This is a genomic window from Bradyrhizobium sp. JYMT SZCCT0180 (assembly GCF_018130165.1).
GTDB lineage: Bacteria > Pseudomonadota > Alphaproteobacteria > Rhizobiales > Xanthobacteraceae > Bradyrhizobium.
The window spans coordinates 200176-211538 of sequence record NZ_JAFCLZ010000016.1 but is presented as its reverse complement, the minus strand read 5'-3'; the positions used below and the strand labels follow the sequence as shown (position 1 = coordinate 211538).

At 61.9% G+C, this 11363-nt stretch carries 8 protein-coding genes and 1 pseudogene; 7 read left to right on the top strand and 2 right to left on the bottom strand.

Going from position 1 to position 11363, the window contains the following annotated elements:
- Positions 1-136 precede the first annotated feature (136 nt).
- Positions 137-1930 (bottom strand): potassium/proton antiporter, encoded by a 1794-nt coding sequence (locus tag JQ641_RS24030; RefSeq protein ID WP_211998366.1) that lies wholly within the window; start codon positions 1928-1930, stop codon positions 137-139.
- 274 nt (positions 1931-2204) lie between these two features.
- Here JQ641_RS24030 and JQ641_RS24025 point away from each other — a divergent pair, with 274 nt between their 5' ends.
- The 7 genes and pseudogenes from JQ641_RS24025 to JQ641_RS23995 all read left to right on the top strand — a co-directional run bounded on the left by JQ641_RS24025 (position 2205) and on the right by JQ641_RS23995 (position 9343).
- Positions 2205-3521 carry a mechanosensitive ion channel domain-containing protein gene (locus tag JQ641_RS24025; RefSeq protein WP_211998365.1) on the top strand — a complete coding sequence of 439 codons (1317 nt, stop codon included), beginning with the start codon at positions 2205-2207 and terminating at the stop codon, positions 3519-3521.
- A gap of 118 nt (positions 3522-3639) precedes the next feature.
- Positions 3640-4464, top strand: a complete 825-nt coding sequence (gene map / locus JQ641_RS24020; RefSeq protein ID WP_211998364.1) for a type I methionyl aminopeptidase — start codon at positions 3640-3642, stop codon at positions 4462-4464.
- Positions 4465-5154 carry an HAD family hydrolase gene (locus JQ641_RS24015; protein WP_211998363.1) on the top strand — a complete coding sequence of 230 codons (690 nt, stop codon included), beginning with the start codon at positions 4465-4467 and terminating at the stop codon, positions 5152-5154. It abuts the gene before it with no gap.
- A 231-nt stretch (positions 5155-5385) separates the two neighbouring features.
- A complete protein-coding gene (locus JQ641_RS24010; protein ID WP_211998362.1) occupies positions 5386-6345 on the top strand; it encodes an MBL fold metallo-hydrolase in 960 nt (319 codons plus the stop codon).
- Positions 6346-6469: 124 nt separating this feature from the next.
- Complete coding sequence (radC, locus tag JQ641_RS24005) at positions 6470-7183, top strand: RadC family protein (protein ID WP_211998378.1); 714 nt, start codon at positions 6470-6472, stop codon at positions 7181-7183.
- Between the two features lie 561 nt (positions 7184-7744).
- The gene (locus JQ641_RS24000; RefSeq protein ID WP_211998361.1) at positions 7745-8914 is read left to right on the top strand and encodes a Y4kA family protein; all 1170 of its coding nucleotides are present in this window, start codon (positions 7745-7747) and stop codon (positions 8912-8914) included.
- 129 nt (positions 8915-9043) lie between these two features.
- Positions 9044-9343, top strand: a pseudogene (locus JQ641_RS23995) (JAB domain-containing protein).
- A gap of 59 nt (positions 9344-9402) precedes the next feature.
- On the opposite strand, the gene JQ641_RS23990 reads toward JQ641_RS23995, so the two are convergent.
- Complete coding sequence (locus JQ641_RS23990; RefSeq protein ID WP_211998360.1) at positions 9403-11313, bottom strand: serine hydrolase domain-containing protein; 1911 nt, start codon at positions 11311-11313, stop codon at positions 9403-9405.
- Between the last annotated feature and the right edge of the window lie 50 nt (positions 11314-11363).

Here is an 11363-nt window from a genome sequence, read left to right as displayed (position 1 = left end):
CCGGCGTAAAATCAAGCGCGCCGGTTGGGACGACGCCTTCCTCTTGGCTACCCTCAGCCATATGCGATAGCCCTGCCCGCAAGCGGGAGAGGGAGCGCACCTGCGCCTGAGCAAATCGATTCAATCTCATTGGATCCTACACCCCCGCGACCTGCGACCATATCTCGGCAAGCTTGCGCCTGAACGCCTGCATGCGCGTCAGGGGCACGGCCACCTCGTCATCCTCGGGCAGTCGCAGGCCGATGACACTGACCCGGCCGCCACTGATGCTGCGCGCGACCAGGACGATGGGATCCAGCACCAGTTCGGCGCCTTCCTTTGGCGCGTGGTCGAGATGGATGTCGAAATGATCCGCCAGCGTCAGCTTGGCCTGCTCTTCACCGACCGCAACGCCGTAGATCGCAGCGAGTTCGCCCAGCGTGTGCTCGCCCGACACCGTGAAATCGCCGAGCAGATGCGGATCGGGCGCCGAACTCGGCGCCATGTCGACAAAGAATCGATCCAGCGCTTCGGCCTTTTCCGGCGGCGCCAGCAGGTAGATGTAATCACCGGGTGCGATCGGATCGGCCTCGGTGGGCGAGAGGATCCGCTCGTCGCGGATCACCAGCGTCGGCTTCGACCACGACGGAATCAGCCCGCGTCGGAAATACAGGCTCTTTGAGCGCACGGGATAGCCGACCAGCTGCTGCTCGAGCTGGCCGGGCAGATCCAGTTCAACACGCCGCGGGCCACGGTCCGCGCGGGGCAGCGCCACATGCAGCAGCCGCGCCGCCGGCGCCAGCGTCCAGCCCTGCAGCAGCAGCGAGATGAAGACGACGACAAAGGCGACGTCGAAATAGAGATAGGCTTTCGACAGCCCTACCAGCATCGGGATCGATGCCAGGAAGATCGCCACTGCGCCGCGCAGGCCGGTCCAGGCGATGAAGAGCTTTTCCCGCCAGTTGAAGCGAAACGGCGCGAGACAGAGAAACACCGCCAGCGGCCGCGCCAGCAGCATCAGCACCAGCGCCACCAGCACGGCCGGACCGATGCTGCTCACCAGCCGTTGCGGCGACACCAGCAGGCCGAGCATGACGAACATCACGATCTGCGCCAGCCAGGTCGCGGCATCGAGGAACGTCACCACCGAATTATGCGCGCGCGTCGGCCGGTTGCCGATGATGATGCCGGCGAGATAGACCGCCAGAAAGCCGCTGGCGTGCGCGATCTGCGCCGCCCCGAAGATCACCAGCGCCGCGGTGGCGACAAAGGGCGCATGCAGGCCTTGCGGCAGCGCCACGCGATTGAGCCCCACCACCACCAGACGGCCGCCGATCACGCCAACGACAGCGCCGAGCCCGGCTTCACGGACGAATTCCAGCGCGATATGCGCGGCCGAACTTTGACCGAGCGAAATATACTGGACCAGCATCAGCGTGAGGAAGACCGCGAAGGGATCGTTGGTGCCGGACTCGGCTTCGAGCGTCGCGCCGACACGTGGGCGCAGCCGCAGGCCCTGCGCATGCACCAGCAGGAACACCGCCGCCGCATCGGTCGAGGCGACGACGGCGCCGACCAGCAGCGATTCGCTCCAGTTCAGATCGAGCACGTATTTGGCGAACGGCGCCGTGACCAGGGCGGTGAGCAACACGCCGACCGTCGCCAGCACCGTGGACGGCGCCAGCACCGCACGGATGCTTTGAAACCGCGTTTTCAGACCGCCGTCGAACAGGATCAGCGCCAGCGCCACCGATCCCACCAGATAGGTCGAGCGCACGTCGTCGAAGCTCAGCTGGCCGGGCCCGGAATCGCCCGCCAGCATGCCGATCATCAGGAAGACCAGCAACAACGGAGCGCCAAAGCGCAGCGCCAGCAGGCTCGAGAGAATTCCGGCCATGATCAGGACGGCTCCGAGCAAAATCGCCAGACTTACTGAATCGAGAGAAGCCATGAATTGAGGGAAGCCTCGAATCTAGAGAAGATTTGCAGCCCTGCAACGTTGGGCAAATACTTGCAATTGCATCCTTATCGTCGCCACAGTTGAACGCCAACCCATTTCTCCAGATAGCGGCAATGTGCCCGGTTTATCGGCCTAACTTGCCCTTGCGGACGTCCGGTATCGATGGCATCCGCAGCGTGCTTGTGGGAATCTGCCTGCGCTTCGAATCAATTTTGCATGATGGGGCGGCTTGATAGGCAAGCTGGCCCCGAACGAGATTTTGCCGATGGATCCGAAAGAGATTATCGAGTTGCTGCACACCACCGCGCGGTCGCTCGGCGCGGAAGTCACCTCACCCTGGTTCTATCTGCAATTTGGCCTGATCCTCGCCGGCGCAGGCATCGCCTATGCAAGCGACGCGGCGATTCGTTCGCGGGTCGACATGACCTCGTTCGCGATGGGCTTGCCGCTGCCGCTCAGACACTTCGCCCGCGTGCTGGTCTTCAGTGCTTCCACCGCGGTGTTCGCCGTCCTGATGATCGCCGCCCGCATCACGATGTACCATTCGACCTGGCCGAGCCGCAGCTATCTGCTGGCGGTCTCCGCCAAGCTGGCGCTGGCCTGGCTGGTCATTCGCCTCGTGACATCGGTCATTCGCAACGAGTTCATCGTCCGCCTGGTGTCGCTGTCGGCGTGGCTGGTCGCAGCGCTCAGCGTCGTCGGCCAGCTGCAACCGACGCTGGACTTGCTGGATTCGGATGCGGCCTCAATCGTGCTCGGCGGATTGCGGCTGACGCCGCTGGTCCTGATCAAGCTCGGCGCCCTGCTGATCGTGGCGCTGTGGCTGACCAACATCGCCAGCAATTTCGTCGAAAGCCGCATCACCCGTTCCGCGGACCTGACGCCGTCGATCCAGGTGCTGCTGGTGAAGATGATCCGCATGGGCCTGATGGTGCTGGCGATCATCATCGCGCTCAGCACCGTCGGCATCAATTTGTCCGCGCTCGCGGTATTCTCCGGTGCGGTCGGCGTCGGTATCGGTATCGGCCTGCAGAAGATCGTCGCCAACTTCATCTCGGGCATCATCCTGCTGGCGGACAAGTCGGTAAAACCCGGCGATCTCGTCACCATCGGCGACAGCTCGGGCCGGATCAGTGCGATGAAGACGCGCTACATCTCGGTCGCCGCCGGCGACGGCCGCGAATTCCTGATCCCGAACGAGGATCTCGTGACGCAGAAGGTCGTGAACTGGACCTATACCGACAAGAACACGCTGGTGAAGGTGCTGTTCGGGACCAATTACGACGCCGATCCGCGGCTGGTCTGCAAGCTGGCCATCGAGATCGCCTCGGCCGCGCCCCGCGCCATCAAGAACAAGCCGCCGAACTGCATCCTGACCGAATTCGCCGAGGCCGGGATGAAATTCTCCCTGACCTTCTGGATCGCGGACCCCGACGGCATGGACACCGTGAAGAGCGACGTGATGCTGGCGCTGTGGGACGCCTTCAAGCGCGAGGGCATCCGGGTTCCCTATCCGGTGCGTGAAATCCGGGTCCGGGGCGGCGCGCTGCCGGTCGAATCCGTGGTGGAGGTTTCCAGCTGAAATCAAGCGTTTAGATGCCCTCCAGCCCTCCAACCTTGGCTTGCACTGCTGGCTGCGATCATTAAATTAGGCTGCAAATCAGCCTTTGACGCCCTCAATTCCGAAGCATGACCCGCCCATGAGCTATATCGAAGCAACAGATACCTCCTTGCGAAAGACCGGACAGATCAAGCTGCATGGCGCGAGCGGTTTCGCCGGCATGCGCAAGGCGGGCGCCCTGGTCGCCAAATGCCTCGACGAGCTCACCGACATCGTCAAGGAAGGTATTCCCACCTCGCGGATCGACGAATTCGTCCGCGATTTTGCTTTCAGCCATGGCGCCTATCCGGCGACGCTGATGTATCGCGGCTACCGCTATTCGACCTGCACCTCGATCAATCACGTGGTCTGCCACGGCATGCCCGGCGACCGCGCGCTGAAGGAAGGCGACATCGTCAATATCGACGTCACCTTCATCGTCGACGGCTGGTATGGCGATTCCAGCCGCATGTATGTGATCGGCCCGATCGCCCGCAAGGCCGAGCGGCTGATCGAGGTCACCTATGAGGCGATGATGCGCGGCATTGCCGCCGTAAAACCCGGCGCCACCACCGGCGACATCGGCCACGCCATCCAGAGTTTTGTGGAGCCGCAAGGCATGAGCGTGGTGCGCGATTTCTGCGGCCATGGCTTGGGGCGCATGTTCCACGACGAGCCGAACATCATCCATATCGGCCGGCCCGGCGAAGGCGTGGCGCTGAAGCCCGGCATGTTCTTCACCATCGAGCCGATGATCAATCTCGGCAAGCCGCATGTGAAGATCCTGTCCGACGGCTGGACCGCTGTCACGCGCGACCGCTCGCTGTCGGCGCAGTTCGAGCATTCGGTCGGCGTAACCGCTGATGGCGTCGAAATTTTCACGCTGTCGCAACGCCACGCCGAGAAGCCTTTAGCCAAGGCATAATTGGACCGGCGCGTAACCTTACCCCGCAGGCCGAAGGCCGTCGTCTTCGATATGGACGGCCTGCTGATCGACACCATTCCCGCCTATGTCAGCGCCATGGTCGAGGCCGGCCGTGATGTCGGACACGTCGTCTCGAAAGACTATGTGCTGTCGCTGGTCGGGCTGCTCGGCGCGGAGTTGGAGACGCAGCTTCGTGCCGACCATGGCGCGGCGTTTCCGCTCCCTGCCTATATGGCGGCAGTCTCGGCACGGCTTGGCCCGATACTGAACGCCGGCGTTCCCTTGAAGGCCGGCGCTTCAGAATTGCTGAAAGCGCTGGCACGGGCGGACATGCCGATGGCAGTCGGGACCTCGATGACGCGGAAGGAAGCGCTTCATCATCTGAACCACTGCGAGATCGAGCATTTCTTCCGCAGCGTCGCCACGCGAGACGACGTGGCCCGCGGCAAGCCGCATCCGGACGTTCACCTGAAGGCGATGTCGGCGCTGGGGTTCGAGGTCAGCGATTGCCTGATCCTCGAAGATTCCTTCAACGGCGTGCGCGCGGCGCACGCCAGCGGCGCCATGGTGATCATGGTGCCGGATGTGGTAGCGCCGACGCCGGAGATTGCGGCGCTTTGCATCGGCGTGGCCATCGACCTGCATCAGGTCGAGGAGATCATCGGGTGGATGGAAACCCCGGCCAACTGATTTCCTACCGTTGCGGCAATTCATGATTGCAACGGCACGAAATACTGGATGCCGACGCCATGAGGACGATGGCCACAATCCTAGTTGCAAATCGTTCTCAATATCCTGCGGCAAGATGCCGGTCCTTTAACTTGAATCCCTGCGGAATACGCCGCGCGCGACGGTGTAGAACTCACGCGGACGCTCTCGGTCAGGGCTTCCGACGGGCGATCAACCAAGGGAGCAAGAACAATGTTCGAGATTTCACGCAGAGATCTGATTCTCGGGAGCACGGGAGCCGCGCTCGTTTTCGGCCTCAAGGGACCGGTTTCGTTCATCGATGCGGCGCACGCGCAGCGCGCCGCGGACAGCCTCAAATACAAGGTCGGCGACATCGAGGTGTTCAGCCTGCATGAGGGCTCCGTCGAGCGCACCGTCACTGAAGCCATGGTCAAGAATGCCTCGCTCGACGACGTCAAGAAGGCGCTGACCGCGGCGGGCATCGGGCCGGACAAGATCGACAACCCCTTTACCGTCACGGCGATCCGGACCGGCGGCAAGGTCGTGCTGTTCGATACCGGCTTCGGCGGCAACGGTCCGGCCACGGTCGGCAAACTCGCCGACAACATGAAGGCCGCCGGCCTCGATCCCGCGACCGTCTCCACGGTCGTGATCTCGCATTTCCATGGCGACCACATCTCCGGCCTGTGGGTGAAGGAGACCAACGCGCAGGTGTTCCCGAACGCTGAAATCATGATGCCCGAGGTCGAGTTCAAGTACTGGACCGATCCGGCGCTGGTGGAGAAGGTGCCTGAAGCCAACCGTCCGATGGTCAAGCGCATCCAGGCGACGTTCCCGACCTGGAAGAACATCAAGCAATATAATGACGGCGCCGACCTCGCGCCCGGCGTCAAGGCGATCGCCACGCCTGGCCATACCGTCGGACACATGTCGTTCCTGGTGGCCTCCGGTGGACAGCAGCTCTTCATCCAGAGCGACGTCACCGGCATGCACCAGCTGTTCGTCAGGAATCCCGGCTGGTTCTCCAGCTTCGATGCCGATGGCCCGAAGGCGGAAGCCACGCGCCGCGCTCTGTTCGATCGTATCATCGCCGAGAAGGGCATGATCGCCGGCTATCATTTCGGCTTCCCGAATGTCGGTACCCTGACGAAGGATGGCAACGGCTATGCGTTCGCGGCCGTGAAGGCCTGATAGCGAGGTCGTCAGAAAACAGAGGGCGCCGCATTTCGTGCGGCGCCTTTTCTCTGTCCGAAATCCACCGCCGCCCCGCACTTCAGAGTTGCAAAAGCTGGCCGGCACGGCATGCTTGATGCCGATGCCCGCCAAGCCGCACGATCCCAATGCCGAGCCCGCCGAGACGCCGCATTACCACGGCCATCGCGAGCGGCTGCGCGAGCGCTTCTACAGCGCCGGGCCGGACGCGCTCAGCGATTATGAGCTGCTGGAGATGGCGCTATTCCCCGCCCTGCCCCGGCGCGACACCAAGCCGCTGGCCAAGTTACTCCTGAAGAAGTTCGGCTCGTTTGCCGAAGTCGTCCACGCGCCGGAAGCGCGGCTGCGCGAAGTCGATGGGATCGGCGATGCGTCCGTCCACCAGATCAAGCTGCTCGCGGCCGCCGCGAGCCGGGTGGCAAAAGGCGAGATCAAGCGCAGCATCGCGCTGTCGTCCTGGAACGACGTGATCGGCTATTGCCGCAGCAGCATGGCATTCGCCGACAAGGAACAGTTTCGCCTGCTGTTCCTCGACAAGCGCAACCAGCTGATTGCGGACGAGGTGCAACAGACCGGCACCGTCGACCACACCCCGGTCTATCCGCGCGAGGTGATCAAGCGCGCGCTGGAATTGTCCGCGACCGCGCTGATCCTGGTGCACAACCACCCCTCCGGCGATCCGACGCCGTCGCAGGCCGACATCCAGATGACCAAGGCAATCGTCGACATCGCCGCTCCGCTCGGCATCTCCGTGCACGACCACATCATCGTCGGCAAGAACGGCCATGCGAGTTTGAAGGGGTTACGGCTGATTTAGCCGCCGAAATTGTAACCCTCATCAGGGAGCTGCATTCTTTCAATCCAGCTGTGACTCTTACCCTTGCTAACCGAAAGGCGCCGGCATTGCGCGTGCTTCCCTCTTCATGTTGTTCGTCCGGACCGCCTCCCTTCAGGGTGCCTCCCCAGAGCTGCGGCGACCTTTTTTGTTTGCCTCCTTTCCTTCACCGGCTTCTTTGCACGAGTTGGCTTCGCCATCGGTGGCAGAGCTCGCTGACGCCTTGCAAACTACCGAAATCATCGCACGCTCGCGTGTGACCTGTCCGCGTTGTCCCAATGAAGCGTGTTAGTAATCCAGCCTGGGATCGCCTGTGGCCGAATTGCGACACGCCAAGCCAAACAGTCCGAGGAAGGCTTTTGAGCTTGACGCGTGAAGCTCGCATGGACACGCTATGGGTGCATTGCATTTAATTATCAGTTTCGCGGCGTGCGCTAGCCTGGCGTGGCGCACGCGAGAGCACGATCGCCCGTATCGAAGCTCCATGTGCAAGAGAGGTTGCGTGCACGACTACTGACGGTGTGACTGATGAGGGAGCGGCGTATGCGTATGCTCAACTGGGTCGGTTGTATTTTCGCTGGAGGGCTCGCCGGCTGTTCTCTTTATCCCATTCCTGACGACGTGAGCATATACAGCACCGAGAAGATCGTTCGCTACGGTCGTTGCGAGGTGAGAAATGCGGTTCTTCTTCATATGTTGGACAAAGGCATCATCACTCGAACATCTAACGAGGAGGATATCAAAAGGCTGATTAAAGAGGCGAAGCGACTCGAGAAGGCGAAGGCGGAGGAGAAAGATAAGGAAAAGGCAAAGCTCCCCTTGGACCGATGGGTAATAAAACTGCTGCGGTTGGCAAAGGTTGCGGTGGTTTATTCGTTTGACTTCAACATCACCGAGAACAACAAGACCGGTGCAAGTGCGGGATTCAGACTTCCCTGGTTGACGTCGAATGTGCTTGACGCTGAGGCTGCGGGGGCGCTCGACCTGACACGCCAAGGTTCGCGCGTATTCGGCACCGAGGACAACTGGGAAGACCTGATCACCGATACGGAGCTGTGCAACAAGCACCCTTGGCCGAGGTCAGAACACTTCGTCTATCCGCTGACTGGATCGATCGGAGTTGGTCGGGTTGTCGAGACATTCATCGATATCGACGATCAAGGTGGAGCCAAGGACAATTTTGTCGACACGATGACTTTCACGACACAGGCCAGCGTCGGCGCCGATGCCACCGTCAAACTGGAGCCCGTGTCGAACCAGTTTCGGGTCGTGTCAGGGACAGCTGGCGTCAGCGCTTCGCGTCTGGACATTCACAAACTGACCATTAGCCTTGCGTTTCCGCAGCAGGATCCACCTAGCGCGATCACAGGGGTTGTTCGTATCGATGGAGATCTGAATGCACCATTCGAGCGGCCTGCGCCTTGGCGAGCGCGTTACAACCTTTGCGTCCAAGATGCCCGATCGAGGGAGAACACATTCAAGCAGTTGCGTTTCACAGCTCCCGAAGTCTATTGCATCAGTTACGCTGATGAATTTGCACCTAAGTATGCGGACCGCCGGGTTGTGGTAACGACATCTCAAAGCGTCCCCGCACGACGTGGGACAGCAACTGTAGCGCCCGCCAAAGCGGCACCAGCCAGAGCGGCACCCGCCGGAGCGGCACAAGAGACACGACCAGTGCGTCAGAACCTGCGTCCGCTTATTTCTCAATGATGATCCAGGCGCCAGAGACAGCCGTGACGTCGGCGGCCTGTGCAGTCCGACGTTGATACGTCGACCGTGACCTGATTTCCAAGCGCGATCCCGTCTGGCTGCTCCGCGCGGCCAGGAAACCGCGGCCCAATGATCTACCTCCGTTCATGCACGCTTGCCCCGCACTTCAGGGGTGCAAAGCTGGTCGGGGCGGCATGCTCGGCGCTGATGCCCGCCAGGAACGATCCCGACAAGGAACCGTTTCGCCTGCTGTTCCTCCACAAACGCAACCAGCTGATTACGGACGAGGTGCAACAGACCGGCACCGTCGACCAGACCCCGGTCTATCGCGTGAGGTAATCAAGCACGCTGGAATTATCCGCGACCGCGCTGATCCTGGTGCACGACCACCCGTCCGGCGATCCGACGACGTCGCAAGCAGGTATCTAGATGACTAAAGCTATCGTCGACATCGCGCCGCCGCCATGTCACCAGCCTTCAGTGCGCCGCTACTGACCGAGCGCGCCGCGTTGCTCCCATGGTCCCGGGTTGAGAACCGCGCCGCTGACTTTGCCGGCGGCGTCTCTGACGAAGGCGATCCGCGTATGATCGCCACTCTCGACCTGGAATTCATCCTTTGAGCGGACCGCCACCGGCGTTGGCTGGCCCTTGTCGAAATCAAGGATCGACCAGGCGCCCGTTGCTTCAACCACAAGCTTGCCGTCGGCCACGCGCACCTGAAGCTCGACACTGTGTGACGGCACCGCTTCCCGGGCAAAGGTGATCACGAGTGGATCGACTTGGTCATATCTGATGATCCTGAGCTTGATCGGCGCGTTGAACGGACCCGAAATCCGTCGAAAGATCGCTTCCAGGCCGAGGCCCTTGATCGACCGATCGTCGATCGCAGTGATGAGATCTTGCGCCATCACGCCGGCTCTCGCGGCCGGCCCTCCGTTGGTCGGCTTGAGCACCCTCAGGCCATCTGTCTCCGCGACGACGGACTCAAGACCGGTCCAGCCGTTACCGTCGACGAGAAGCGCGGTCTGCCTGTCCAGTGAACTGACGGATCCGCCAAAATCGTAGCGTCCGGCAAATTCCGTGAGCTCGCGCGGGTTCAATTGCGTTGACGCGGCGGGCGTCGAAACTTCCGGAACCTTCAACGCCGCATAAGGCAGACGGCGGATTGCGTTGAAATAGAATCCGTTCGCACGGTGCTCCGGTCGCTGCATCATCATGACAAGGATCAGCTTCTCGGCCGGGTCGACCGAGAAGAACGTGCCCCAGCTTCCCTGCCAGTTGTAGCTCCCGACCGCGCCCGGAATCCAACTGAAATCCGGATTGGTGCGAACCGCGAAGCCGAGCCCCCACCCCGTCCCAAACGCGGGACCGGCTTCGTGTCCCGCCATGTGCATTTCTGATGGCAGCGAATTTGTCGTCATCAGCCGGACCGTTTCCGGCTTCAGGATGCGCGCGCCGTCAAGCTCGCCGTCGTTGAGCAGCATCTGGCAGAAGCGCAGGAAGTCCGGCACCGTGGAGACGATCCCGCCACCACCCGAAAAGAACGTTTGTGGCTTGGCGACGTCGCCAACCGTCAGCGGTGCGGGCTGCGCGCCCGGCACGGCGACGAGACGGGCGAGCTTGTCCTCCGGCACGTGGAAACCGGTATCGATCATCCGCAGTGGCGCGAACAGGCGGCTTTGCAGAAACTGGTCGAAGGTCTGGCCCGAGACGACTTCAATGACGCGGCCGAGCACGTCGTAACCGACCGAATATTCCCAGACTTCGCCGGGCTGGTGCAGAAGCGGGAGCGTACCAAGACCAGTGATCAGGGAAGCTATGGTCTTGTCGCGCCGGAACGGCGCCCTGACGCCATAAAGCGCATGGATCGCCGCATTGCCAAATCCGGGATCGGCATAGTCGGGGCTTGCATAGACAAGGCCGGACGTGTTGCGCAGGAGATCGCGGATCGTCATCGCACGCCTGGCAGGCTCGAGCTCGATCAGTGTTGCATCCCCGGTCGCCGGATCCTTCTTGACGACCTGCATGTCCCTCAACTCCGGCAGATATTGTGCGACGGGGGCATCGAGTTCGAGCTTGCCGTCATCGACCAGGATCATGGTGGCGACGCTGGTGATCTGCTTGGTCATCGAGCCGATGCGGAAGATCGAATCCGGCCGCATCGGGATTTTCTTGTCCTGGTCGGCAAAGCCGGTCGGCTGCAGATAAGCCAGCTTTCCGTCGCGGGCGATCGCGACCACAAAGCCGGAGGGATCGCCCCTCCTGGTCTGCTCTTCGAACCAGGAGGTCATGCGGGCCAACCGCCGCGCTGAAAATCCGAGGCTCTCGGGATCGCCGGCGGCGGTCTGCAAACCGTCGGCAAGCGCCGCACCCGCCAGACAGAGCGTGAGTGCGGCCATACATGATGCCTGGATGATTTTCATTGGGGAGCCCTTCAGACGATCCCAAA

Bases quoted from the DNA above. Each gene is read 5' to 3' on its own strand.
- JQ641_RS24030 (WP_211998366.1), bottom strand. From the start codon at position 1,930: ATGGCTTCTCTCGATTCAGTAAGTCTGGCGATTTTGCTCGGAGCCGTC.
- JQ641_RS24025 (WP_211998365.1), top strand. From the start codon at position 2,205: ATGGATCCGAAAGAGATTATCGAGTTGCTGCACACCACCGCGCGGTCG.
- map (WP_211998364.1), top strand. From the start codon at position 3,640: ATGAGCTATATCGAAGCAACAGATACCTCCTTGCGAAAGACCGGACAG.
- JQ641_RS24010 (WP_211998362.1), top strand. From the start codon at position 5,386: ATGTTCGAGATTTCACGCAGAGATCTGATTCTCGGGAGCACGGGAGCC.
- radC (WP_211998378.1), top strand. From the start codon at position 6,470: ATGCCCGCCAAGCCGCACGATCCCAATGCCGAGCCCGCCGAGACGCCG.
- JQ641_RS24000 (WP_211998361.1), top strand. From the start codon at position 7,745: ATGCGTATGCTCAACTGGGTCGGTTGTATTTTCGCTGGAGGGCTCGCC.
- JQ641_RS23990 (WP_211998360.1), bottom strand. From the start codon at position 11,313: ATGGCCGCACTCACGCTCTGTCTGGCGGGTGCGGCGCTTGCCGACGGT.